This is a genomic window from Gordonia heveisoli (assembly GCF_030315745.1).
Classification (GTDB): Bacteria; Actinomycetota; Actinomycetes; order Mycobacteriales; family Mycobacteriaceae; genus Gordonia.
Genome location: NZ_JASXSH010000002.1, coordinates 201,641 through 226,026, shown reverse-complemented (window position 1 = coordinate 226,026; position 24,386 = coordinate 201,641). Strand labels below are relative to the sequence as shown.

21 protein-coding genes are annotated in these 24,386 nt (G+C 66.7%); 13 read left to right on the top strand and 8 right to left on the bottom strand.

From position 1 onward, the window contains the following. The first annotated feature begins 113 nt into the window (after window positions 1–113). Window positions 114–1,604, top strand: coding sequence for a type VII secretion protein EccB (eccB, locus tag QSJ18_RS02725; RefSeq protein ID WP_286324674.1), 1,491 nt, complete (start codon window positions 114–116; stop codon window positions 1,602–1,604). Window positions 1,605–1,622: 18 nt separating this feature from the next. Here eccB and hpxO read toward each other — a convergent pair whose 3' ends face one another. Continuing rightward, entirely contained in the window at window positions 1,623–2,780 is a 1,158-nt protein-coding gene (hpxO, locus tag QSJ18_RS02720; RefSeq protein ID WP_286324673.1) for an FAD-dependent urate hydroxylase HpxO, read from the bottom strand. 126 nt (window positions 2,781–2,906) lie between these two features. After that, complete coding sequence (locus QSJ18_RS02715) at window positions 2,907–3,536, bottom strand: TetR/AcrR family transcriptional regulator (protein ID WP_286324672.1); 630 nt, start codon at window positions 3,534–3,536, stop codon at window positions 2,907–2,909. Window positions 3,537–3,623: 87 nt separating this feature from the next. Here QSJ18_RS02715 and QSJ18_RS02710 point away from each other — a divergent pair, with 87 nt between their 5' ends. The 5 genes from QSJ18_RS02710 to nrdF all read left to right on the top strand — a co-directional run bounded on the left by QSJ18_RS02710 (window position 3,624) and on the right by nrdF (window position 8,963). Beyond that, window positions 3,624–4,193 carry an NADPH-dependent FMN reductase gene (locus QSJ18_RS02710; RefSeq protein WP_286324671.1) on the top strand — a complete coding sequence of 190 codons (570 nt, stop codon included), beginning with the start codon at window positions 3,624–3,626 and terminating at the stop codon, window positions 4,191–4,193. Window positions 4,194–4,706: 513 nt separating this feature from the next. After that, window positions 4,707–4,940, top strand: coding sequence for a redoxin NrdH (locus QSJ18_RS02705; protein ID WP_286324670.1), 234 nt, complete (start codon window positions 4,707–4,709; stop codon window positions 4,938–4,940). 148 nt (window positions 4,941–5,088) lie between these two features. Then, window positions 5,089–5,589, top strand: coding sequence for a class Ib ribonucleoside-diphosphate reductase assembly flavoprotein NrdI (gene nrdI, locus QSJ18_RS02700; RefSeq protein ID WP_286324669.1), 501 nt, complete (start codon window positions 5,089–5,091; stop codon window positions 5,587–5,589). Between the two features lie 229 nt (window positions 5,590–5,818). Then, window positions 5,819–7,900, top strand: coding sequence for a class 1b ribonucleoside-diphosphate reductase subunit alpha (gene nrdE, locus QSJ18_RS02695; RefSeq protein WP_286324823.1), 2,082 nt, complete (start codon window positions 5,819–5,821; stop codon window positions 7,898–7,900). Between the two features lie 58 nt (window positions 7,901–7,958). Then, a complete protein-coding gene (gene nrdF, locus QSJ18_RS02690; protein ID WP_286324668.1) occupies window positions 7,959–8,963 on the top strand; it encodes a class 1b ribonucleoside-diphosphate reductase subunit beta in 1,005 nt (334 codons plus the stop codon). A 57-nt stretch (window positions 8,964–9,020) separates the two neighbouring features. Here nrdF and QSJ18_RS02685 read toward each other — a convergent pair whose 3' ends face one another. After that, on the bottom strand, window positions 9,021–9,806 hold the full coding sequence (locus tag QSJ18_RS02685) for an SWIM zinc finger family protein (protein WP_286324667.1): 786 nt from the start codon (window positions 9,804–9,806) through the stop codon (window positions 9,021–9,023). Beyond that, the gene (locus QSJ18_RS02680) at window positions 9,803–12,694 is read right to left on the bottom strand and encodes a DEAD/DEAH box helicase (RefSeq protein ID WP_286324822.1); all 2,892 of its coding nucleotides are present in this window, start codon (window positions 12,692–12,694) and stop codon (window positions 9,803–9,805) included. The genes QSJ18_RS02685 and QSJ18_RS02680 overlap by 4 nt, the downstream gene beginning before the upstream one ends. A 205-nt stretch (window positions 12,695–12,899) precedes the next feature. On the opposite strand from QSJ18_RS02680, the gene QSJ18_RS02675 reads away from it, so the two are divergent. Beyond that, window positions 12,900–14,255 (top strand): DUF2252 domain-containing protein, encoded by a 1,356-nt coding sequence (locus QSJ18_RS02675; RefSeq protein WP_286324666.1) that lies wholly within the window; start codon window positions 12,900–12,902, stop codon window positions 14,253–14,255. A 48-nt stretch (window positions 14,256–14,303) separates the two neighbouring features. Here QSJ18_RS02675 and QSJ18_RS02670 read toward each other — a convergent pair whose 3' ends face one another. Further along, window positions 14,304–14,795, bottom strand: a complete 492-nt coding sequence (locus QSJ18_RS02670; RefSeq protein WP_286324665.1) for a beta-class carbonic anhydrase — start codon at window positions 14,793–14,795, stop codon at window positions 14,304–14,306. Between the two features lie 100 nt (window positions 14,796–14,895). Then, entirely contained in the window at window positions 14,896–15,903 is a 1,008-nt protein-coding gene (locus QSJ18_RS02665) for a TroA family protein (protein WP_462475965.1), read from the bottom strand. Between the two features lie 295 nt (window positions 15,904–16,198). Here QSJ18_RS02665 and ctaD point away from each other — a divergent pair, with 295 nt between their 5' ends. The 4 genes from ctaD to QSJ18_RS02645 are packed head-to-tail and all read left to right on the top strand — an operon-like array spanning window position 16,199 to window position 20,450. Next, a complete protein-coding gene (gene ctaD, locus QSJ18_RS02660; RefSeq protein WP_286324664.1) occupies window positions 16,199–17,980 on the top strand; it encodes an aa3-type cytochrome oxidase subunit I in 1,782 nt (593 codons plus the stop codon). A gap of 4 nt (window positions 17,981–17,984) precedes the next feature. Further along, the gene (serB, locus tag QSJ18_RS02655; protein ID WP_286324663.1) at window positions 17,985–19,250 is read left to right on the top strand and encodes a phosphoserine phosphatase SerB; all 1,266 of its coding nucleotides are present in this window, start codon (window positions 17,985–17,987) and stop codon (window positions 19,248–19,250) included. Between the two features lies 1 nt (window position 19,251). Beyond that, window positions 19,252–20,001 (top strand): peptidyl-tRNA hydrolase, encoded by a 750-nt coding sequence (locus tag QSJ18_RS02650; RefSeq protein ID WP_286324662.1) that lies wholly within the window; start codon window positions 19,252–19,254, stop codon window positions 19,999–20,001. Beyond that, on the top strand, window positions 20,001–20,450 hold the full coding sequence (locus QSJ18_RS02645) for a cupin domain-containing protein (RefSeq protein ID WP_286324661.1): 450 nt from the start codon (window positions 20,001–20,003) through the stop codon (window positions 20,448–20,450). Before QSJ18_RS02650 ends, QSJ18_RS02645 begins: the two co-directional genes overlap by 1 nt. A 53-nt stretch (window positions 20,451–20,503) precedes the next feature. On the opposite strand, the gene QSJ18_RS02640 is transcribed toward QSJ18_RS02645, so the two are convergent. Continuing rightward, entirely contained in the window at window positions 20,504–21,520 is a 1,017-nt protein-coding gene (locus QSJ18_RS02640) for an LLM class flavin-dependent oxidoreductase (RefSeq protein ID WP_286324660.1), read from the bottom strand. 96 nt (window positions 21,521–21,616) lie between these two features. On the opposite strand from QSJ18_RS02640, the gene QSJ18_RS02635 reads away from it, so the two are divergent. Further along, the gene (locus QSJ18_RS02635; RefSeq protein ID WP_286324659.1) at window positions 21,617–22,447 is read left to right on the top strand and encodes an ABC transporter ATP-binding protein; all 831 of its coding nucleotides are present in this window, start codon (window positions 21,617–21,619) and stop codon (window positions 22,445–22,447) included. Between the two features lie 72 nt (window positions 22,448–22,519). Beyond that, the gene (locus QSJ18_RS02630; RefSeq protein WP_286324658.1) at window positions 22,520–23,347 is read left to right on the top strand and encodes an NUDIX hydrolase; all 828 of its coding nucleotides are present in this window, start codon (window positions 22,520–22,522) and stop codon (window positions 23,345–23,347) included. Window positions 23,348–23,355: 8 nt separating this feature from the next. Here the strand turns inward: QSJ18_RS02630 and ligD are convergent, their stop codons facing one another. After that, the gene (ligD, locus tag QSJ18_RS02625; RefSeq protein WP_286324657.1) at window positions 23,356–24,321 is read right to left on the bottom strand and encodes a non-homologous end-joining DNA ligase; all 966 of its coding nucleotides are present in this window, start codon (window positions 24,319–24,321) and stop codon (window positions 23,356–23,358) included. Between the last annotated feature and the right edge of the window lie 65 nt (window positions 24,322–24,386).

The following is a 24,386-nucleotide window of genomic DNA, read 5'->3' as shown; positions in this document are numbered from 1 at the left end:
GGCCGATAGTCGGTTAGGCTACTACCGCGAGAGCGAGGGCGGTCGAAGTTCATCACAACCTCGCAGGCGTCGGGGCCGCGGGTGGGGATCGCGGAGATGGGGGAGACGGGACGATGGCGCGTCAGCTCACGACGAAGGCGCAAGTCAACGGCTATCGGTTTCTGCTCAAACGACTCGAACATGCCCTGGTGCGGCGAGACGTCCGGATGCTGCACGACCCGATGCGCACGCAGTTGCAGGCGTTGACGGTAGGTCTGGTCCTCGGGCTGCTCCTGCTCGCCGGGTGCGGTATCTGGGGTGTGGTCCGGCCGCAGGGTGCGGTGGGCGACGAGAAGATCGTGATCAGCAAGGATGGCGGCGGCACCTATGTCCTGGTCGACGGCACGCTGCATCCGGTGCTCAACCTGGCATCGGCCCGACTGATCGTGGGCAGCGCGGATTCGCCGAAGTCGGTCGCGGACAAGAAGCTCGACGGATTTCCCCGCGGCCCGCTGCTCGGCATCCCCGGTGCCCCCGGCGCGCTGCACTCGTCGGCGCAGGGACATGAGTCGAGCTGGACGGTCTGTGATTCGTCGTCGACGACTCCCGGCACCCCGGTGGAGTCGATCGAACTGTCGGTGATCGGTGATCATCCGCGACTCGACGACCGGATCGGTACCGCCGCATCCACCGACGCCGCCCTGGTGACCAGTGGTGGCCTGACGTTCCTCGTCTACCACGTCGAGGGTGCCGGATCGCCGACGCCGGTACGCGCCCAGATCGACACCGACGACGTCCCGGTGCTTCGCGCGCTGGGTGCCGAAGGCGTACGACCGCGTCAGATCAGCACGGCTCTGCTCAATTCCTTTCCGCGGGTAGACGATCTGCGTGTCCCGGTGATCCGCGACGCCGGTCTCCCGGCGGCCGGTCTACCGGGCGTGCGAATCGGATCGGTGGTCAAGACCACCGGCCTGCACGACGAGAGCCACTATCACGTGGTGCTCGCAGACGGCGTCCAGCCGATCGGTGCGCTCACGGCGGAGATCCTGCGGCTCGCCGACCGTGGCGGCACCATCCCGGTGATCACCCTGTCGCCCGGGCAGGTTGCCGCGATGCCGGTCGCCGCGAGCCTTCCGGTCGGCGCGTTCCCGGTCCGGCGGCCCCGCCTGCTCGACACCGGCACCGCACCGGTCCTGTGCCGATCGTGGACGCGTGGGTCGCGTCCGGCGGCGGTGACCACCTTGCTCGCCGGGCGGTCACTACCGCTTCCGGCCGATGCCCGGCCGGTGCACATGACCTCGACCGACGGTGCCGGGCCTGGCGTCGACCGGGTCTACCTGCGCCCCGGGTCGGGTGAATACGTTCAGGCAACCGGCGACGAGAGCGACAGCCGCCGGGCCGAATCCCTGTTCTACGTGAGCGATTCGGGGGTGCGTTTCGGTGTGCCGGATATCGGCACCGGTACGGTCCTGGGTCTGGGAGACAGTCCGCGTGCCGCGCCATGGTCGATCATCGGTCTGCTGGCAGCCGGCCCCACCCTGTCGCGACCGGCGGCCCTCGTCTCCCACGACGGACTCGCACCGAATCCGTCGGCCGGCGTCGTCGCCGACCCGTCCGGCCGATGAGGTGCGCCGACGATCGGCTCAGGTGAGCGGCCCACCGACGATGTTGCCGACGATGCCGGCGATGATGTTGGTGCCGTCCTCGTGGCGCAGTTCGTCGTACCAGGCCGCGGTCTTCGCCGGATCCTTGGCATGGGTGACGTCGCAGCGTTTGCGGGCACGCAATACGAGTTCGGCGGCGCGCTCCGTTCGCGAGGATTGATAGGCGGCCAGCGCCGCCGACACGTTGTCTGGGTGGTCGCGGAACGAGAATTGGAGTGCCACCGCATCTTCCATCGCCGAACAGCCGCCCTGGCCGATATCGGGGGTGGTGTTGTGTGCGGCGTCGCCAAGGAGCGCCACGCGCCCGGCGACCCACGTGTGGAAGGGATCGAGATCGAAGATCTCCACCCGGTTGGTGGCGGCCGGATCGAGTGCCGCGATCAGTTTGTGTACCCCCGGTGCCCAGTCGGCGAATTCGGCGGTGAGAACCTCACGCGCGCTGCCGCGTTCGTACGGCGCGTCCGCAGGCATCGGTACGTCGAAGAAGAAGTAGAAGCGGTCCCCGGCGACCGGCATCACCGACACCCGCCGACCGTCACCGACGTAGGTGGTCCATTCGGTGGCCGGTCCGATCTCGTCGTCGGCGGCGACGAGGCCGTTGAAATTGACGTAGCCGGCGTAGCGGCGCTGCGCCGGGGTGCCGAGCACATAGTCGCGCGTTCGCGATTTCGCGCCGTCGGCGGCGATCACCACGTCGGCGGAATCGATCGTGCCGTCGGCGAACTCGACGGTTGCCGCGTCGGGGCCGTCGGTGACCGAGATCATCTTCTTGCCGAAGTTGATGTCGGCGTACCCGTACGCCTCCATCAGCATCAGCTGTAGTTCGGCGCGGGCTACCGGGTAGGGGCGCTGGCCGACCTCGTCGATGAGGGGCGCCATACTGAATCGGCACATGGTGTCGCCGGTGAAGCCATCGAGGTAACTCATCGAGTCGACGATGCCGCCGAGGGCCGCGGTTTCCTCGGCGAGGCCGAGGTGATTGAGGCATTTGACGCCGTTGGACCAGACCGAGATCGCCGCGCCGACCGGCTTGTTCTCGGTGACCTGTTCATAGACCGTGACGTCGATACCGAGTTGTTTGAGCGCGATGGCCGCGCTCAGGCCACCCATCCCGGCCCCGATGATCACAGCCTTCACGTTGGATCCTTCCCATGAGCGGTCACACGGACGTGTCCGTGTGCTCGGCTTCAGGTTAGGACGATGCGCAGTTGTGCGCGCGGCGAGTGAAACCCTGGCGGCGCCAAGACCGGCGGAGGGTCGAGATCAGAATTCGCCGCGCCCGGCGACCAGCGCGGTGACCATCGTCTCCCACTGCTCGATGATCGTGGCGATGTCCAACCCTTCGACGTCGATGAGGTGTTTGACGGCGGACGCCGACAGCAGTGGTGTCTGTACCGCGATCGTGGCCACTTGGAGGTGAGGCCCGAAACCCAACTCGCGCAACAAGATCTGCACATGCAGCGACGATGCCCGGCCCACCGGGTGGCTCATGAAATCGTCGCCGCCACCGCCGGCCTCGAGGAGGATGTCGAGGTGGGCGGCGGTCATCTTCAAACGGGCTCGGCCGTAGGCGAGTAGTCGCTCGAACGCCGGTGCGCCGGGACCGAGCGGCGCCGGGCCCGACAGATAAGCCTGCTGCATCTCCGATTCCGAATGGTCCAGCAGCGCGTACATCAGCCCGGTGCGGCTACCGAAGCGCCGAAACACAGTACCTTTGCCAACACCGGCTTCACGCGCGACCGCATCCATGGTGACCGCCGCGGCGCCGTGGTTGTCGATGAGGTTCTTCGCGGCGGCGAGCAGCAATCGCCGATTGCGGGCGGCGTCGGCACGCTCGGTCTCCGCGCCGGACAGGCGCAGCGGGACGGGGGAGTGGTCGGGGCTGTTCGACACAGTGACGAGCCTAACGTTTGACGCCGGACGAAATTATTCGGACTCGGGTCCGGTTGAAACGGACTGTACCCAAACGAGAGGAACGAGATGTCAGAACGCGTGGTCGAGTTGGTCGCACTGGTGGGGAGCCTGCGGGAGGCGTCGATCAATCGGCAGCTCGCCCAGCTGGCCGCGGATCGCGCACCGGCGGGTGTGCATGTCACCGTCGTCGACTATCTCGGTGACCTGCCCTTCTACAGTGAGGACCTGGATCCGGGCAGCGCCCCCGACGTCGATCTCGATGCCGGTGTGGCACGGCTGCGCGGCGTTGTGGGTAGCGCCGACGGAGTCCTGGTCGTCACCCCGGAGTACAACGGCACGATCCCGGCGGCGCTCAAGAACGCCATCGACTGGCTGTCCCGGCCGTATGGGAATGGTGCGCTGCAGGGCAAGCCGGTCGGCGTCATCGGCGCGGCGCTGGGCCGCTACGCGGGCACCTGGTCGCGGGAGGACACCCGTAAGTCTGTCGGCATCGCCGGGGGACGGGTGATCGAGGAGGTCGACTTCGGCCTGCAGACCTCGGCACTGGGCGAGAACGGACTTGCCGACGCCGCCATCGTCGAGCCGCTCGTCGCCGCCGTGGCACGTCTCGCGACCGAGGTGGCCGTCTCGGTCTGACGGCTGCCTGCCGGCCGCTGAAAGCCGGGCACTGATTCTTCGGCGTCGCCGGGGACGTCCCTCACGGGAGTCCCCGGCGGCGCTGTCTCGTGGTGGGGCGCGATCCGTCGGGGCGCGGTGTAGGGCCGGGAAACAGACTGTTACCAATTTGTGACCAGGTGAGGAACGGCCGGATTGTGGGTCACCTGTGGATGGTTGCCCCGGTTGCTGTGGAGATCCGGGGGTCTTCTGTGGAGTACTGCACAAAATGTTGTGGACGACACGCCGGACGCGCCCGACTTCACGATCGTGTATACCCGCCGACCTGCGACTTTCATGAATGTCATTCACAAGTGATTGTGGTTGGCAGAATTGTCAGCCACTAGGTGTAGTGTTTGGGATACCAGTCAGGCGGATGGGAGTGGCCCTTGCGGCCGGTTCTCAATCCACTGCGAAGACGGTGACTCAGATCACTATCTTCACTCTGGGAAACCACACGTCACTGGCGAATCCACTACTTGAGGAGACATCCACATGGCCATCACCGTCTACACCAAGCCGGCTTGCGTCCAGTGCAATGCGACCTACAAGGCCCTCGACAAGCAGGGGCTGGACTATGACGTCGTCGACATCAGTGAGGATCCCGAGGCGCGTGACTATGTGATGGCGCTGGGCTACCTGCAGGCGCCCGTCGTGGTCGTCGGTGACGAACACTGGTCGGGCTTCCGCCCCGATCGCATCAAGGCGCTCGCGGTCAGCGCGGCCTGACACCTCGCTTACGCGAAGGCCCGGTACGTGGCTGATCCGAAGGGGAAGCCGGATCCGCCCGACCGGGCCGAGTTGTTTCAGATACCGCCCAATGGAAACCCGATCGATAGCGAACCATCCGAGATGACCTGAGGAGGCGAGGGCGACCATGCCGGTCACTGAGCCACTGATCGTCTACTTCTCGTCGGTGTCGGAGAACACGCACCGCTTCGTCGAGAAGCTGGGTATGCGCGCCGTGCGGATTCCGATCCTCGACCGGTCGGCCGATCGTGAACACACCGACGGTTCCCATCCTGCTATCTCGGTCGATGAGCCGTACGTACTCATCTGCCCGACCTATGGCGGACACAAGGCCACCGGCAAACCCGGCGGATTCGTGCCCAAGCAGGTGATCCGGTTCCTGAACAACGAACACAACCGAACGTTGATCCGCGGGGTGATCGCCGCGGGCAACACGAATTTCGGTGCCGAGTTCTGCCACGCAGGCGACATCATCTCGCATAAGTGCGAGGTGCCCTACCTCTACCGGTTCGAGCTCATGGGGACGACCGACGACGTCGAGCGTGTCCGGGCCGGACTCACCGACTTCGCCGCCCGGCCCGAATTCGCCGATCCGGCGATGCTGCGGTTGCACGGCGCGCCGGCCTGATCGTCCATATCCCCCGTTTGTTCCAACAGCCGATTGTCGTACCCCCGTCCTACCCTCAGTTTCATCACCCATCTGCCCAGGGAGTCTCTTCGTGTCGCCTACCGTCGCCCAAGCATCCAGTTCCGGCGCCGTCGCCACCTCGCGTACCGCCTCGGCCAGTCAGTCGGGGGTGCATGCGGGGCCGTCCGGCCATGAGCCCGGCGACCTCGACTTCCACGCACTCAATGCGATGCTCAACCTGTACGACCGAGATGGGCGGATCCAGTTCGACAAGGACCGGGAGGCCGCGCGGCAGTACTTCCTGCAGCACGTCAACCAGAACACGGTGTTCTTCCACGACCTCGACGAGAAGCTCGACTATCTCGTCGAGGAGAACTACTACGAGCCCGAGGTGCTCGCCAAATACGACCGTGAGTTCGTGAAACTCCTGTTCGGGCATGCCTACGGCAAGAAGTTCCGGTTCCCGACGTTCCTCGGGGCGTTCAAGTACTACACCAGCTACACGCTGAAGACCTTCGACGGGAAACGCTACCTCGAGCGTTTCGAGGACCGGGTGTGCATGGTTGCGCTGACGCTCGCCGACGGCGACACCGCGCTGGCCCGCAACCTGGTCGACGAGATCATCGAAGGCCGGTTCCAGCCGGCGACCCCGACGTTCCTCAACTCGGGTAAGAAGCAGCGCGGTGAGCCGGTGTCGTGCTTCCTGCTCCGCATCGAGGACAACATGGAGTCGATCGGCCGGTCGATCAACTCGGCGCTCCAACTGTCCAAGCGTGGTGGCGGTGTTGCGCTGCTGCTGAGCAATGTCCGTGAACACGGTGCCCCGATCAAGAAGATCGAGAACCAGAGCTCGGGTGTCATCCCGATCATGAAGCTCCTCGAGGACTCCTTCTCCTACGCCAATCAGCTCGGTGCCCGGCAGGGTGCGGGCGCGGTGTACCTGCACGCCCACCATCCCGACATCTACCGCTTCCTGGACACCAAGCGGGAGAACGCGGACGAGAAGATTCGCATCAAGACCTTGTCGCTCGGCGTGGTGATTCCCGACATCACCTTCCAACTGGCCAAGAACAACGACGACATGTACCTGTTCAGCCCGTATGACGTGGAACGCGTCTACGGCAAGCCGTTCGCCGACATCAACGTGACCGACACGTATCACGAGATGGTCGAGGACCGGCGGATCCGTAAGACCAAGATCAAGGCCCGCGAATTCTTCCAGACCCTCGCCGAGCTGCAGTTCGAGTCGGGCTACCCCTACATCATGTTCGAGGACACGGTGAATCGGGCCAACCCGATCGACGGCAAGATCACCCACTCCAACCTCTGCTCGGAGATCCTGCAGGTCTCCACCCCGTCGACGTTCAACGACGACCTGTCCTATTCCCATGTGGGCAAGGACATCTCATGCAACCTCGGCTCGCTCAACATCGCCAAGACGATGGACTCACCGGATATCGGTCAGACCATCGAGACGGCGATCCGCGGTCTGACCGCCGTCGCCGATCAGACCGCGATCGATTCGGTGCCGTCGATCAAACGGGCCAACGACGAGGGACACGCCATCGGCCTCGGCCAGATGAACCTGCACGGCTACCTCGCGCGCGAGCGGATCTTCTACGGCAGCGACGAGGGTATCGACTTCACCAACATCTACTTCTATACGGTGCTCTACCACACGATCCGCGCCTCCAACCGGGTCGCCGCCGAGCGTGGTGCCTCCTTCGCAGGCTTCGAGAAGTCGAAGTACGCCAGCGGTGAGTTCTTCGACAAGTACACCGACCAGGTGTGGGAGCCGGCGACCGACAAGGTGCGAGATCTGTTCGGCCAGGCCGGGATCCACATCCCGACCCAGGACGACTGGCGGGAACTGAAGGCCGCCGTCGCCCGCGACGGCATCTACAACCAGAACCTGCAGGCGGTGCCGCCGACCGGGTCGATCTCCTACATCAACCACTCGACGAGTTCGATCCACCCGGTCGCCGCGAAGGTCGAGATCCGCAAGGAAGGCAAGATCGGCCGCGTCTACTATCCGGCGCCCTACATGGACAACGACAACCTGGAGTACTACCAGGACGCGTACGAGATCGGTTACGAGAAGATCATCGACACCTACGCGGCTGCCACCCAGCACGTCGACCAGGGTCTGAGTCTGACGCTGTTCTTCAAGGACACCGCCACCACCCGCGACGTCAACAAGGCGCAGATCTACGCCTGGCGCAAGGGCATCAAGACGCTGTACTACATCCGCCTGCGCCAGATGGCCCTGGAAGGGACCGAGGTGGAGGGCTGCGTGTCGTGCATGCTGTGAGCCTGTGCGCCACCACGACTTCCGGACTTCGAATGACCTGTGAGACGAGGAATAACCGATGACCTCCACCGAAAGCCACAGCCCCGCCGACGGCGCACCCATCAAGCTGGTGAGCCGGGTTTCGGCGATCAACTGGAACCGTGTGCCGGATGAGAAGGACGCCGAGGTGTGGGATCGCCTCACCGGCAACTTCTGGCTGCCCGAGAAGGTGCCGGTGTCCAACGACATCCCGTCGTGGCACACCCTCACCGAATACGAGAAGCAACTGACCATGCGGGTCTTCACCGGCCTGACGCTGCTGGACACCATCCAGGGCACCGTCGGTGCGGTCTCGTTGATCCCGGATGCGACCACCCCGCATGAGGAGGCGGTGCTCACCAACATCGCATTCATGGAGTCGGTGCACGCCAAGAGCTACAGTTCGATCTTCTCCACCCTCTGCTCGACGAAGGAGATCGACGAGGCCTTCCGCTGGTCGGAGGAGAACGAACAGCTGCAGCGCAAGGCGCAGATCGTCATGGACTACTACCGTGGCGACGACCCGCTCAAGCGTAAGGTCGCGTCCACCCTGCTGGAGTCGTTCCTGTTCTACTCCGGCTTCTACCTGCCGATGTACTGGTCTTCGCGTGCCAAGCTCACCAACACCGCCGACCTCATCCGGCTGATCATCCGTGACGAGGCTGTGCACGGCTATTACATCGGCTACAAGTATCAGCGTGGACTCGAGGTGGAGTCGCCGGAACGTCGTCAGGAGCTCAAGGACTACACCTTCGAGCTACTCTTCGAGCTCTACGACAACGAGTCCGACTACACCGAGGCGCTCTACGACGAGGTCGGCCTCACCGAGGACGTCAAGAAGTTCCTGCGGTACAACGCCAACAAGGCGCTGATGAACCTCGGCTACGAAGCGATGTTCCCCAAGGACGAGACCGACGTGAACCCGGCTATCCTGTCGGCGCTGTCGCCGAACGCCGACGAGAACCACGACTTCTTCTCCGGCTCGGGCAGCTCCTACGTCATCGGCAAGGCCGTCAACACCGAAGACGAGGACTGGGACTTCTAGCCACCCCACCAGGCTCACCGATGTGTAGCCTCTGGCCGCGGATTCCGCGGCCAGAGGCTACACATCTGTCGGCACCTCGACGAGCCGGTCGTACAGGTCGCCGAGTTCGTCGATGGTCTCGGCCATATCTGCCGGGGTGACACCGGTGGCGCGCAGCGCTGCGCGCAGAGCGGTGCCGTCCAGGTCGGTGAGCGGATTCATCCGGCTCGGCGTCGGCAGTGGCGGCAGAATCATTGCGCCGCCGAAGAAGTCGTCGGTGACCGGGGTCTGGCCGTCGTCGGCGTCTGCTTCGGTGGTGGGGCGCGGGGTGCGGTCGCCGGCTGCGTCGAGTAGCGACTTCAGGTCGGTGCCCATCACGCTCAGCAACGTCAACGGGGAACGGTCGATCTCGGCCGCCACCTCGTAGGCGACGGCGAGTGCGTGAATGCAGCGCACCGCGCCGTCGGGGCAGGTGCAGTCCGAGGCGATGTCGGCGGTCTCGGTCGGCAGGATGAGCGAGCCGAGCGTCGCCGGCTGTTCGCCACGAGTCAGCGACATCAGATCGTCGACCGCCCCCTGCGCACGCAGCAACTGGGTGACCGTGCCTGCGTCCACGACGCGCATCGTCAGGATGACGTCGAACGGATCGAGCTGGCTGCCGTCCACCGACGCCGACACCCGGCCTGGCCCCAGGCTCAGCCGCCGGACGTGGCGATCGCGAAAATATCTGCGCGCCTTGGTGATATGACGGCTGTCGGCGACGGTCGGGGAGTTGCCATCGGTCCGGCCCTCGACGACGTCGACGAAGGCCCGGCCCCATCGGGTCAGGGCATACCCGCGTACCGGCACCGTGCCGCGACTCATTCGCTGACCGCCTCGTCGCGCAGGGCCAGGAGTTCATGCAACTGCGTGTCGTCGAGGTCGGCGACCCAGTTCTCGCCGGCCGCGACCGTCAGCCGGGACAGTTCGCGTTTGCGGGTGATCATGTCGTCGATGCGTTCCTCGATGGTTCCGACGCAGATGAAGCGGTGCACGGTGACCTGCTGGTGCTGCCCGATCCGGTAGGCACGGTCGGTGGCCTGGTCCTCGACCGCCGGATTCCACCAGCGATCCACGTGCACAACATGATTGGCGGCCGTCAGATTCAGCCCCGTGCCGCCTGCCTTGAGGGTGGCCAGCAATACCGGCGGACCGTCACCGGCCTGGAAGTCGGCGACCAGGCGGTCGCGGTCGCGTCGGGACAAGCCACCATGCAGCAGCGGTACCGACGTGCCGAGCAGGGGAGAGAGCCACCCGGACAACAGTTCGCCGAACGCGGCGAACTGGGTGAACACCAGCGCGCGGTCATTCTCGGCGATCAGGGTGGTCAGCGTGTCGGCCAGCAACTCGACCTTGCCGGAACGGTGTTCGTCGGCGTGCAGCATGCCGGTACCGTCGGCGAGATAGTGCGCCGGATGATTGCAGATCTGTTTCAGTCGGGTCAGTGCTGCCAACACGTTGCGGCGCCGAAGAGCGCGCTGCTGTTTGTCGCGTAATGCGACCATCAGCTCGTCGATGACCGCTCGATAGAGGGCGGCCTGCTCGACGGTCAGATTGGCCCGCACGGTGATGTCGGACTTCTCGGGCAGGTCGGCCGCGATCGTCGGATCGGTCTTCTCCCGACGAAGGATGAATGGCGCCGTCATTGCGGTCAATCTGCGTAGTGCTGCCGGATCGCGTTCGCGCTCAATGGGTTCGGCGTAGCGGTTGCGGAATACCGAGGCCGACCCCAGCAGTCCCGGGTTGACCAGGTCGATGGTGGCGCGTAGATCTTCGAGCCGGTTCTCGACCGGCGTGCCGGTCAGCGCGATCCGGTGCGCCGAGGGTAGTGACCGCACCGACTTGGCGGCGATGGTGTTCACATTCTTCAGATGCTGAGCCTCGTCGACGACGATGCGATGCCACGTAGCGTCACCGAGGCGCTGCTGGTCGCGACTGACGATCGCGAACGTCGTCAGCACCACATCAGCCGCCGCCCGACGATCGTCGAAGTCCTTTCCCGCGAGCCGATCCGGACCGTGGTGGATCATCACCGACAAGTCGGGGGCGAACCGGTGGAGTTCGGCGGCCCAGTTGCCGACGACCGACATCGGGCAGACGATCAGCGTCGGCGGCCGGGCACCCGCAGCACGTTCGTGACATTCGAGGGCGATGATCTGGATCGTCTTGCCCAGACCCATGTCGTCGGCCAGCACACCCCCGATACCCAGGGTTGCGAGCTGGGCCAGCCACTCCAGGCCGCGCTGCTGGTAGGGGCGCAACTGCGCCCGAAGTCCCGGCGGCTGCGGCAGTTCCGGTGGCAGTACCCGACCGGTGGTGGCGATGTCGTCGAGCCAGGACAGCCCCTCGACCCTGGTCACCGGGACCGGGACGTCGGTGGCATGACCGGTGATGAGACCGAACAGTTCGCCGAAGTCGGCGGGTGCGCCTGCGGTGGCGCGCTGGGTCAGCACGAAGGCGGCCGCACGCGACAGCGCGGCCTGGTCGGCCCGGACCCAGACGCCCCGAACTCGCACGAGATCGCCCTTCTGCCTGGCGATCTCGTCGAGATCGGCATCGGTGAGGGTGATCGCGTCGGAGGTGTCGCCGAGCGCCAGCCGCCACTCGAACTCGCGCATCTCCCGCAAGCCGACCATCGCGGCCGGTGCGCCGCCGCCGGGTACCGGCACCGCGCGAATCCCCAGGGTGGGGCGGACCTCGGCGATGGTGCGCGGCAACAGGACCGGGAAGCCTGCCTCGCCGAGCGCGGTGGCGCCGGTGGCGAAGAGGATCTCGGCAAGGTCGGTCGGCAGCAGGAAGTCGAGGGAGTTGCGGTCCGGGTCGGCCGCGCCCAAAGCGCCGAAAGCCCGCACCGCGGCCGCCAATTCGGTGGTGATCTCGTCGAGTTCGTGACTGTTGAGCCGATGCGGCTGTACCGGTTCGAGGTGTCCGCCCGCGGTGCGGCGGCACACCTGCAATCGCCAGCGCGCGGCGCCTGCGGCGCCCACGCCATCATCCGGCTCCGGATCGTCCCACGCGGAGGCCCATGGGTCGTCGTCGGCGATGAGGTCGTCCGCGTCGTCCGCGGCCTCGAATTCATGCAGACGGAACACGAGAGTGTGGTCGGTGGCGCGCGGACTGGAACTCCAGCGCTGCCAGGTCTGGGCCGCCGCCGACAACCGTTCGGGCGCGCACGGTGCGGTCGCCTCGGCGCCCGGCAGGAGTGCGCCGACCACCGGCGCGCAGGCGGCGGGCACCCCCAGGCGAGACGTGGATGCTGCTATCCGCGAACGGGTTTCGTGGTCGACGAGCTCGGCGAGTAGATCGTCGATGGCCGCACCGCCACCGTTGTCGAGAAGGACGCGCGGCGCGGAGTCGGCGACCACCGCAGTCCACGCCCGCCACGACGGCGTCGGGACGGCCTGCCAGCGCACGACCCACTCACCGGCGATGTCGGCGACCGCCGGGGTCACCGATGCGGCGGCGATGAACCGGCGTACACCGTCGAGCAGGTAACGGTAGAACCGCACGTCGCCGGCGACCGGCAGCGACCGGGTCGCGTCGAGAAGGGTGACCGCGGAACCGACACCGAGCGTGGCGGCCGGCACGAACCGCCGGTGCCGCCCGGCGTCGACGACGGCGATGGTGCGGCGAAAACGCCGGCCCGCCAGCAGTTCGCCCAGCTCCGGTGCGATCGACGGTTCGGGCACGGTGGTGTCCACCCACACCGACATGCCGATGCCGGAACGCCACAACAGATGGACGTCGGTCACCGGTGCGACGGCCGGGTCGGTTGCGGGAATCACGCCGCTATGCCTCCCCGGGGATCGTCGGTGCCATGTCGTCAACCATAGGTCGTGACACCGACGCCGACGCCGGTCGATGGCGCGGGACGGCAATGAGGGGGTTTCGGCGCGCGCGGTGGTGGACAATACGGGGATGCCGGACGCGAAACGTCAGCCGCCGATCAGTCCCGTCGACCGTGGCCGGGCCGCGCGCCGGGTGGTCAAACGCAGTCGACTCGGCGAATGGGACCCGGACACCCGCGGACACGATCCGCTGGCCACCATCCTGGCGCAGAACGAGCATCGAGATCCCCGCCTGGTGCCCATCCGGCTGGGCCGGATGGCGGCCTCCCCGTGGACCTACTACCGGGGAGCGGCCGCGGTGATGGCCGCCGACCTGGCGTCGCGGCCCAACACCGGGATCGACGTGCAATTGTGCGGAGACGCGCATGTGCTCAACTTCGGTCTGTGGAACACCCCGGAACGTGTGCTGGCCTTCGACCTGCGCGACTTCGACGAGACGCTGCCCGGTCCGTTCGAATGGGACCTGCTGCGTTTCGCTGCGAGTCTGGTCGTTCTCGCGCGCGAGAACGGGGTGACACCCGAGGTCGCCGACGACGCGGTGCGCGCGGGATGCCAGGGCTATCGGACCTGGATGACGACCTATGCGGGCTGGCCCGAACTGGACGTGTGGTCGGAGATCATCGACGTTTCTCACCTGGTCGCCTACCTGGTCTCGGAGAACGACGAGCAGGCACTTGACCAGATCCTGGAGAAGCAGGCGCGTAAGCGGAGCAGCCGCGGGGCGTCGAAGAAGTTGACCCAGCTCGTCGACGGCCGTCGACGGATCATCGAGAAGCCGCCCTACCGGGTGCATGCGCTCGCCGACCACGCGCCGGTGCTGGCGCAGGTCATCGACGATTACAACGCCAGTGTCGCCGACCACATCTCGGTGCTGCTGCGGCACTTCGACCTCGTCGACGCCGTCCAGCAGGTCGTCGGCGTGGGGAGCGTCGGGATGCGCGTGTTCCTGCTGTTGCTGGAGGAACAGGCCACCGGTGACCCACTGTTCCTACAGGTCAAGCAGGCCGGTCCGTCGGTCTACGAGGAGTTCCTCGGGCGCAGCCGGTACGTCAACCACGGCGCGCGAGTGGTCAACGGGCAGCGGTTGATCCAATCGGCCACCGACATGTTCGTCGGCTGGACGCGGATCGGTGCCACCGACTTCTATGTCCGACAGTTCCGCGACGGCAAGGTGATTCCGAAGGGAGAGACCATCGCGGGGCGCCTGGCCGAGTTCGCGGCCGCCTGCGGGCATGTGCTGGCTCGCGCCCACGCCCGCAGTGGGGACGCCCGGATGATCAATGCCTACATCGGGTCGTCGGCGCTCGTCGATGAGTCGGTATTGAGCTTCGCCAATGCCTATGCCGATCAGACCGAACGAGACCATGCGCAGCTGGTGGCCGCGGCCGCCGACGGCACGGTCGTCACCGCGCCCGGCTGGCCCTGAGACCGTCCGGCGACGAATCGGTTGTGCCGGAGCGGTGGTGTGGCGCGGTCAGGCATCCACCTCGCGCAGCAGGCCGGTCGCGACGTCGAAGACGAAGCCGCGCAACGAACTCGTCTTCGTGATGAACGGGGAACTCCGGATACGGGTCAGTGATTGGCGCACATCGTCGTCCAAGTCGGTGAACGACTCGGCCGCCCACGCAGGCTTCTGACCGATCTCGGTCTGGATGCCGCGTTTGAAATCGTCGTCGGTGAAGGTCAGCATCCCGCAGTCGGTGTGGTGGATCAGGATGATCTCGGTGGTGCCGAGCAGGCGCTGGCTGATCGCGAGGGAGCGGATCTCATCGTCGGTGACCACGCCGCCCGCATTGCGGATGACATGTGCCTCACCATCGGCGAGACCGAGGATGCGGTACACGTCCAGACGTGCGTCCATACAGGCGAGTACCGCCACGTGACGACTGGGCGGCAACGGCAGGGGACCGGAGAAAGTCTTCGCGTAGTCGACGTTGTTGGCGAGATATTCGTCGGTGACAGTCATACGTCCAGGCTGCTGCTGACATCTCGATCAGGCGAGGGTTGCACTCATCGTGGCGCGATCTCGCCGCCGGCCGCCAGCACCTGCCGGGACGACGCGGGACTCAGGACCCCTGCGACGAACCGTCGCGCAGCGATGCCTTCACATCGTCGAAGACGAGCCATGCCGCGGCCAGACCCTGGCCGTGATACCAGACGTCGTCATCCACCGCGAGGACGCGCTTCCAGGTCGGCGCACCGAGATCGAGCCAGCGGTCGCTGAGCAGGACGTCCTCGCCATGCGCCTGGCCGTCCTTGCCGACGAAGCTGACATAGATCAGGTCGCCGTCGACGTCGGCGAAGTTCTGGTCGGTGACGACGAAGGACTTCTGGACCCGCTGCGGCGCCGGACGCTGCGCCCCGATCATCGCGAGGACGCCCGCGGCGAAGGTGTCGTTACCCGCGATGACGGTGTCGGCGGGAGTGAAGCGGACCAGGGACACCCAGGTGTGGGCGGCATCGGACCAACGGCCGAGTGCGGCGGACCGGTTGGTGAACTCACGCAACCGGGCGGTGCCGGCCCGGTTGCGGCCGAGCGCATCGGCGACCGCCTGGAACTGGTCCTGCCACGTGCCCGGCTTGATGGTGACCGTCTCGACGCCGGTGAAGGCTGCGGCCGACGCTGCGGTGGCCGGTGTGGTCAGCACGATGTCGGCGTCGGCGCGCTGCACGGCCGCCGGGTCGGGCGTGGCGCCCACGGCCGGCACCGAGGTCAGTTGCGGGCCGAGGTAGGCGGCGACGCTGCCCGGGGCGGCAGTCACCGCGACCACCTTGGGACCGAGACCCAACGCGCAGACGGCGTCGAGCAACGCCGGATCGGTGACCACGATGCGGCCGACGTCGGGCCGGCCCTCATCCGGGGTGGTGGCCGGTCGGCAGGTCTGCGCATAGTCCCGTTCGGGCGCGACCAGGTTGACCTCTGCGATCCGGGTGGTCGAGGTCGAGATCGGTGAACCGTCGGGGGTGCGCAGAACGTCGTCGGAGGCGCAGCCCGCGCTGAAAAGGGCCAGCGAGGCGCATATCGACAGGGTCAGTCCGCGCACGAGACGGGCCTTTGCTCCGCTGCGCTGCACCCGCCCAACCTAGCATCGGGGCAGAGTCCGATCCCACGGACGCCGCCCGCGTCGGTGCACGGTGCGCGCGACGGCGACACGAGCAGCGCCCACGGCATAGGTGTCACCGTGTTGGAGGTGCGCTGACCTGGCCGAACGGATGGTTGCATCAATCAATTACGACAGATCGTAGGACCGGGTCGGACGGGGCGCCCGGAAGGGTTTAGGATCACTTACCAGCGCTCGGTTTGTTCATGTGCCGACCTGGGAGACCGTCGCGGGTACTCCCTTTAGAGGTCGGGCCAGAGGAGGATCTGTGACCGCGGTAGACCAACCCACCACGCAAGTGGCTCCAGTGCGTCCGTTTCCGGAGCGCTATCAGCCCAAGGGTTCGTTCTTCTACAAGCTGATCACCACGACCGATCACAAGTTGATCGGCATGATGTACATCACTGCTTGCTTTGCCTTCTTCCTGATCGGCGGCCTGATGGCCCTGCTGATGCGCGGAGAGCTCGCCCACCCGGGTATGCAGTTCCTGTCGACTGAGCAGTTCAACCAGCTGTTCACCATGCACGGCACGGTCATGCTGCTCATGTACGCGACGCCGATCGTCATCGGCTTCGCGAACTTCGTGCTGCCGCTGCAGATCGGTTCACCCGACGTCGCCTTCCCGCGACTCAACGCGCTCGGCTTCTGGCTGTTCGTGTTCGGTTCGACGGTGGCCATCGGCGGCTTCCTGACCCCGGGTGGTGCGGCCGACTTCGGCTGGACCGCCTACACCCCGCTGACCGACGCCGTGCACTCGCCGGGCGTCGGAGCCGACCTGTGGATCATGGGTCTGGGTGTGTCGGGTCTGGGCACCATCCTGGGTGCGGTCAACATGGTCACCACCGTGGTCTGCCTGCGCTGCCCGGGTATGACGATGTTCCGCATGCCGATCTTCACCTGGAACATCCTGGTGACCTCGGTGCTGATCCTGATGATCTTCCCGCTGCTGACCGCCGCCCTGCTGGGCCTGGAGGTCGACCGCCAGTTCGGCGCCCACCTCTACGACGCGGCCAACGGTGGCGTGATCCTGTGGCAGCACCTGTTCTGGTTCTTCGGACACCCCGAGGTGTACGTCATCGCCCTGCCGTTCTTCGGCATCGTGTCCGAGGTCTTCCCGGTCTTCGCCCGTAAGCCGATCTTCGGTTACTCCGGCCTGGTCTACGCGACTCTCGCCATCGCCGCACTGTCGGTCGCGGTGTGGGCGCACCACATGTACGTCACCGGTGCGGTCCTGCTGCCGTTCTTCTCCTTCATGACATTCCTCATCGCGGTACCAACCGGCGTGAAATTCTTCAACTGGGTGGGAACGATGTGGAAGGGGAATATGACGTTCGAGACGCCGATGCTGTTCTCCGTCGGCTTCATCGTCACCTTCCTCTTCGGTGGTCTGACCGGTGTCCTGCTGGCCTCGCCGCCGCTGGACTTCCACCTTTCCGACAGCTATTTCGTGGTCGCACACTTCCACTACGTGCTCTTCGGCACCATCGTGTTCGCCACCTACGCCGGCATCTACTTCTGGTTCCCGAAGATGACCGGGCGCATGCTCGACGAGCGTCTCGGCAAGGTGCACTTCTGGCTGACCTTCATCGGCTTCCACACCACCTTCCTGGTGCAGCACTGGCTGGGTAACGAGGGCATGCCGCGTCGCTACGCCGACTACCTGCCGTCGGACGGTTTCACCACGCTGAACATGGTCTCGACTGTCGGCGCCTTCATCCTGGGCCTGTCGACCCTGCCGTTCCTCTGGAACGTCTTCCGTAGCTACCGCTATGGCGAGGTCGTCACCGTCGATGATCCGTGGGGCTTCGGTAACTCCCTGGAGTGGGCGACGAGCTGCCCGCCGCCGCGTCACAACTTCACCGAGCTGCCTCGGATCCGTTCCGAGCGTCCGGCCTTCGAGCTGCACTATCCGCACATGATCGAGCGGATGCGTGCCGAGGCCCACGTCGGTCCGGGCCACGGACACGACAGCAAGGTCGTCGAGGATGTGCGTCGCGATCCGCTGACCACTGGCAGCCATGAGGCTTCCGGGGACGCCGATCCGCGCTGACCCGGTGACCAACGCGAAAAACGGTAGTTCTTCGACGACGGTTCTCATCACGGTCACCGGTCCCGACCGGCCCGGCGTGACGTCGGTCCTGATGGGGGCGCTCGCCGGTCGGCGGGTCAGCCTGCTCGACGTCGAGCAGGTGGTGATCCGAGGCCAGCTGACGCTGGGTGTGCTGGTGTCGGCGACCTCATCCGACGATGAGACCGAGGCGCTGCAGGATGTGGTCGAGCAGGCCATGAACTCGATCGGGATGAACGTCCGGGTCGAGGTCGGGGCCGATTCGGGTGGCCACGCGCCATCGACCCATGCGGTGGTCCTTCTCGGTAGTCCGGTGACCGCCGAGGGGTTCAACGCGGTGGCCGCCGAACTGGCCGGTCAGGGCGGCAACATCGACTCCATCCGCGGGGTTGCCGACTACCCGCTGACCGGTCTGGAACTCATGGTCAGTGTGGCCGGTACCGGACCCGGTGGGCAGGGCACCGTCGCCGCCGACGCCGCGCTCCGCAAGGGGCTGGCTGAAGTGGCTGCCCGGCACACCATCGACATCGCCGTCGAACGCGGCGGGCTCACCCGTCGCGCCAAGCGGGTCATCGTCTTCGACGTCGACTCCACCCTCATCCAGGGTGAGGTCATCGAGATGCTGGCCGCGAAGGCCGGACGTGAGGCCGAGGTCGCCGCGGTCACCGAGGCCGCCATGCGTGGTGAACTGGACTTCTCCGAATCGCTGCATCAGCGGGTGGCGGCTCTCGCCGGTCTCGACGCATCGGTGATCGGTGAGGTCGCCGATTCGCTGCAGCTGACGCCGGGCGCGCGCACCACCATCCGCACGCTGCACCGGCTCGGCTATCACTGCGGCCTCGTGTCCGGTGGTTTCCGGCAGGTCATCGACGGACTCGCCCAGGAACTGGAGATCGATTTCGTCCGGGCCAACACCCTGGAGATCGTCGACGGCAAGTTGACCGGCAGGGTGATCGGTGAGGTCGTCGACCGGGCCGGGAAGGCACGCGCACTGCGATCCTTCGCCGATCAGGTCGGGGTGCCGATGGAACACACCATCGCTGTCGGCGACGGCGCCAACGACATCGATGTGCTCTCGGTCGCCGGACTCGGAATTGCGTTCAACGCGAAGCCCGCGCTGCGCGAGGTCGCCGATGCGGCGCTGAGCCATCCGTTCCTCGACGCTGTGCTCTTCATCCTGGGTGTCACCCGCGATGAGATCGAGGCGGCCGATGCTGCCGACGGTGTGCTGCGCCGCGTCCCACTGGAGTGACGTGTCGTCTCCGGACACACCTGTCGCCGACGCTGCGTTGATCGAGAATCACCGGCGTCTGACCAGCTACGTCGGCGGTCACGACGATCCGTCGGACCCTGCCGATGTCCGCGCCATGCAGATGGTGTTGCGGATAGAGAAGGCCGACCCGCCCGACCGTACCGACCTTCTCGAGGCCGGCGCACGCGCCGTCGCCCTGCTGTGTCTGGACGACCGCAGCGCAGGCGACGGGCCGTGGGCGCCGGAACTCGACGTCTGGTGCGACGCACGGATCAGGAAGATCGCCCGGCGGGCCCGGGGCGCGCACTGGGTTGCGGCGCAGGAAGTGTGGGGGGTCACCGCGACGCAGGGCAGCGCGCAGGCTCGAGCCTTCGTGCCCGGCCGGATCGGCGACGTCGATCGCCGGATCTCCCGGTTGCAGATCGGCGGCACCGAGGTGGACGGAGCACTACCGACGCAGGCGCCCGAACATGGTGTCGTGCTGTGGATCAACCCCGAACTGGATATGTCGGTGGGTAAGACCGCGGCACAGGTCGGGCACGCGGCAATGCTGGTCGTCAGATTGCTGTCGGTCGCCGATACCGCGCGGTGGCGTGCCGACGAGTGCCCGCTCGCGGTGCGCGTCGCCGACGTGGCGAGGTGGCGGGAACTACTCGGCGCGGATGCGGCAGGGCGCGCGGTCGCGGTTCGCGACGCGGGTTTCACCGAGATCGCACCCGGTTCGGTCACCGTGATCGCGGAGGTCCGCTGATGAGCGATCCTGTCCTGCCCGACTGGGCCCAGGAACTGGATCTGTCGCCACACCCCGAGGGCGGTTGGTTCGCGGAGACCTGGCGCAGCGACCTGACCTTGCCCGAAACCGTTCTTCCGTCCGGCTATTCCGGTGCCCGGTCGGCAGGTACCGCGATCTACTTTCTGCTGCTCCCCGGAGAAGAATCGGCGTGGCACACCGTGCGCGGCGCGGAGATCTGGCTGCACCATCGCGGTGCTCCAGTCATCCTCGACCTCGGCGGCACCGACGACGCGCCGGGGGCGCCGCAGCCGATTGCGCTCGGACCGGATGTCACCGCGGGGCAGCGGCCGCAGGCGGTGGTGCCGCCAGGCTGCTGGCAACGCGCGCGGCCGGCGAGGGCTGAGGCGGCGCTGGTCAGTGCGATCGTGGTGCCCGGGTTCGACTTCGACGACTTCCGGCTGGCCTGACTCGTATCCGTGGTAGATCCTCCGTGACGCTCGCAGCTTTGTCGGCGGGCTGCTCAGGTGGCCGGTGGGCGAGGGCTGGTGAGGGCGACGGGCGTCGGGGCCAAGTGCGCCAACGTATTTCGCCAGATGGCCCGATCGGGTGCGATGGCTGCGACGATCAGCTCGTCGGCGTCGGCGTGTCCGGCAAACCAGTCGAGATAGTCGCGCACCTCGGTGGGGGTGCCGACGCCGGCATAGGTCATCATCGCGTCGATCTGGCGGCCCTGCGGCACGGACAGGATGGCGTCGGCCTCCTCGTCGGTGAAGGTCCGCCCGCGGCCGAACAAGGCGGTGACCCGCTGCCGCTTGGCCGCCTGCAGCTGGGCGTGCGCGACGGCCGGGTCGTCGTCGGCGATCGCGCAGAGACCGGCGATGACATAGGGCTCATCGAGCACCGTTGACGGTTGAAATTCCCTGCGGTACAGGGCAACCGCCTCGGTCAACGCCTGTGGCGCGAAATGTGACGCGAAGGCGTAGGGCAGCCCGAGGGCGGCGGCGAGCTGGGCCCCGAACAACGACGAGCCGAGAATGTAGAGCGGCACATCGGTGCCTGCGCCGGGTGTGGCGCGGACTCCCTCAACCCGGGAATGCTCACCGAGATAGCCCTGCAATTCGAGGACGTCGCGGGGAAACCGGTCGGCGTCGGCGATGGTGCGCCGCAGAGCGGCGAAGGTCTGCTGATCGCCACCCGGCGCCCGGCCGACACCCAGGTCGATCCGACCTGGATGCAACTCGGCGAGCGTGCCGAACTGCTCGGCGATGGCGAGCGGGGAGTGATTGGGCAGCATGACACCGCCGGCGCCGAGGCGGATCGTCGAGGTGTGTGCGGCGACATGCGCGATCAGCACGGCCGGTGCGGCTGAGGCGATCGTCTTCATGTTGTGATGTTCGGCGTACCAGATGCGGTGGTAGCCCCACCCCTCGGCGCGCTGCGCGAGATCGACACTGGCGGCGAAACTTTGCGCGGCGGTCTCACCGGGGCCGATATGTGCCAGATCGAGGATGGACAACTTGCGGGGCTGCGAACTCACATCGAAGTCAAGGCGGTAACCCGGGCGGGTTATTCCCGCTGCCGTGTTGGGACGTCGCGGATGTGTGAACCGGCGGCGTGGTGCAGGATGGAGGGCGTGCCCGAATCCGATCCCGATCTGTTGATCGACTTCTCCGATGTGTCCCTGATCCGCGGCGGAAACACCCTCGTGGGCCCGATCACCTGGCAGGTGGAACTCGACGAACGCTGGGTGGTCATCGGACCGAACGGTGCGGGGAAGACGTCGCTGCTGCGCATGGCCGGCGCCGAGGTGCACCCGACATCGGGTTCGGCCTTCGTGCTGAATGAACAGCTCGGCCGGGTCGAGCTGCGGGAGCTGTCCATCCGAATCGGCACCGCCAGTGCACGATTGGCCGACCGTGTCCCCGACGACGAGATCGTCAGCGACGTGGTGATCTCGGCCGGATACTCGGTGCTCGGGCGGTGGCGCGAAACCTATGACGACGTCGATCGGGCGCAGGCCGTCGAATCACTGGAGTCGATGGGAGCCGAGCACCTCGCCGACCGGCGATTCGGCACGCTCTCGGAGGGCGAACGGAAACGGGTGCTGATCTCGCGCGCGTTGATGACAGATCCGGAACTGCTGCTCCTCGACGAACCCGCGGCCGGACTCGATCTGGGCGGACGTGAGGAACTGGTGGAGCGGCTGTCGCGGCTCGCCGTCGACCCGGATGCACCGGCGATCGTGCTCATCACGCATCACGTTGAGGAGATCCCCGAAGGATTCACCCATGCGCTGATCCTCTCCGAGGGTGGCGTGGTTGCGCAGGGCCTGCTCGAAGACGTGGTGACGGGGGAGAACCTGTCGACCGCGTTCCGGCAGCAGATCACCCTGAGCAAGGTCGACGGCCGCTTCTTCGCGCGCCGAAGTCGGCGTGCGGGCGGCCACCGCCGGGCGGAGGGTTGACGGGCGCCGACTAGGGTCGGGGGAGACCGGACCCGCGACACCGCGGTCCGCCCGTTCGTTCCGGAGGTACCGATGTCCGCGCCCGAGTCGACCACTCCCGAATCCGGCGCCCCGGCGGCGCCGCTGCGTGATGCGGCAACGGTGGTGCTGGTGCGGGACGGGTCCGACGGCATCGAGGTCTTCCTTCAGCGGCGCGTCAAACAGATGGCCTTCGCGGGCGGGATGACGGTGTTTCCCGGTGGCGGCGTCGATGCCCGCGACGCCGAAGCCGACCTCGCGTGGTCCGGTCCCGGCGCGCCGTGGTGGGCGGACGCCTTCAACACCACCGAGGAGACCGCACAGGCGCTGGTGTGCGCGGCCGTCCGGGAGACGTTCGAGGAATGCGGCGTGCTGCTGGCGACCGGTGCGGAGGGTGAGGTTGTCGATCCGGCCGCGCTGTCGGCCGAACGCGCCCAGCTGGTAGACAAGTCGCTGTCGCTGGCAGAGTTCCTGCGTGCTCGGTCGCTGACGCTCCGCGCCGACCTCCTGGCGCCCCTCGCGCATTGGATCACCCCGGTCAACGAGAAGCGTCGCTACGACACCCGCTTCTTCCTGGCTGCGGTCCCACACGGGCAGCACCCCGACGACGCGACCACTGAAGCCGAGGTCGCGTTGTGGGCGGGCGCCCGTGCGGCGTTGACTTCGTGGCGCGACGGTAAACACTTCCTGCTACCGCCCACCTGGGCGCAGTTGACCGAGATCGCGCGCTTCGATTGTGTCGATGATCTGCTGGCCGCCGATCATCGGATCGAACCCATTCAGCCCGACGTGACGCCGGGGGCCGGTCTCGCCAGACTGAGTTTTCCGTCATCGGATCGCTACTTCGAGGCACTGGGCGACCAGCGGACACCGGAGCTGTAGGGCCAGGCTCAGCCCGAAGCGGTGTCCTCGTCGGCGGCGATGCCGTCGCGTTCAGCCCAGTCGAGTAGTTCGTCGATCCGGTGGCTGACGTCGTCGATCTCGGCGTGCAGGTCGCCGAGAGCGGCGAATCGGGTGGGCACGGTGGCGATGGTGAAGTCGTCGGGCACGATGTCGGCGATCTCCGGCCACGACACCGGCGTCGAGACGGTGGCACGCGGATTGCCGCGCACCGAATAGGCCGCGGCCATGGTGTGGTCGCGGGTGTTCTGGTTGTAGTCGACGAAGACCGCGCCGGGGTCCCGATCTTTCCGCCACCACGCGGTCGTCACATCCTGCGGCGCGCGACGTTCCACCTCGCGGGCGAAGGCCAGTGCCGCCCGCCGGACGTCGTGGAAACCCCAGTCGGGTTCGATGCGGACATAGATGTGCAGGCCACGGCCGCCCGATGTCTTCGGGAAGCCACGCATGCCCAGATCGTCGAGTACCTCGTGCACCACCCCGGCGACCCGGCGTATCCGCGGGAAGGTGCAGTCGGGCATCGGGTCGAGGTCGATGCGCCATTCGTCGGGAGACTCCGGGTCGGCGCGACGCGAGTTCCACGGATGGAACTCGACCGTCGACATCTGGACGGCCCAGATCACCGCGGCGAGTTCGGTGACGCACAGCTCGTCGGCGGTGCGGCCGTAGCGCGGGAAGTAGATCTCGGTCGTCTGCAGCCAGTCCGGTGCACCGGCAGGCACCCGCTTCTGGTGCACCTTTTTGTCCGCGACCCCCTTCGGGAAGCGGTGCAACATGCAGGGGCGCTCGCGTAGCGCGCGGACGATGCCTTCACCCACCGACAGGTAGTACTCGACCAGATCGAGTTTGGTCTCACCACGCTCGGGGAAGTAGACGCGATCCGGGCTGGAGATCCGCACGGACCGATCGCCGACGGTCAGGACGACTGGCTCGCCTGCGGACGCATCGCGGCTCATGTCGCCAACAGTAGTGTCGGATCCCGCCCATCGGGGGTCGACCACATAAGGGCAGGCTGACCCGG

What these genes read in the sequence shown, in the direction of transcription:
- eccB (WP_286324674.1), top strand. Translation starts at nt 114, where the DNA reads ATGGCGCGTCAGCTCACGACGAAGGCGCAAGTCAACGGCTATCGGTTT.
- QSJ18_RS02710 (WP_286324671.1), top strand. Translation starts at nt 3,624, where the DNA reads ATGTCAGAACGCGTGGTCGAGTTGGTCGCACTGGTGGGGAGCCTGCGG.
- QSJ18_RS02705 (WP_286324670.1), top strand. Translation starts at nt 4,707, where the DNA reads ATGGCCATCACCGTCTACACCAAGCCGGCTTGCGTCCAGTGCAATGCG.
- nrdI (WP_286324669.1), top strand. Translation starts at nt 5,089, where the DNA reads ATGCCGGTCACTGAGCCACTGATCGTCTACTTCTCGTCGGTGTCGGAG.
- nrdE (WP_286324823.1), top strand. Translation starts at nt 5,819, where the DNA reads ATGCTCAACCTGTACGACCGAGATGGGCGGATCCAGTTCGACAAGGAC.
- nrdF (WP_286324668.1), top strand. Translation starts at nt 7,959, where the DNA reads ATGACCTCCACCGAAAGCCACAGCCCCGCCGACGGCGCACCCATCAAG.
- QSJ18_RS02685 (WP_286324667.1), bottom strand. Translation starts at nt 9,806, where the DNA reads ATGAGTCGCGGCACGGTGCCGGTACGCGGGTATGCCCTGACCCGATGG.
- QSJ18_RS02680 (WP_286324822.1), bottom strand. Translation starts at nt 12,694, where the DNA reads ATGTCGGTGTGGGTGGACACCACCGTGCCCGAACCGTCGATCGCACCG.
- QSJ18_RS02675 (WP_286324666.1), top strand. Translation starts at nt 12,900, where the DNA reads ATGCCGGACGCGAAACGTCAGCCGCCGATCAGTCCCGTCGACCGTGGC.
- QSJ18_RS02670 (WP_286324665.1), bottom strand. Translation starts at nt 14,795, where the DNA reads ATGACTGTCACCGACGAATATCTCGCCAACAACGTCGACTACGCGAAG.
- QSJ18_RS02645 (WP_286324661.1), top strand. Translation starts at nt 20,001, where the DNA reads ATGAGCGATCCTGTCCTGCCCGACTGGGCCCAGGAACTGGATCTGTCG.
- QSJ18_RS02630 (WP_286324658.1), top strand. Translation starts at nt 22,520, where the DNA reads ATGTCCGCGCCCGAGTCGACCACTCCCGAATCCGGCGCCCCGGCGGCG.
- ligD (WP_286324657.1), bottom strand. Translation starts at nt 24,321, where the DNA reads ATGAGCCGCGATGCGTCCGCAGGCGAGCCAGTCGTCCTGACCGTCGGC.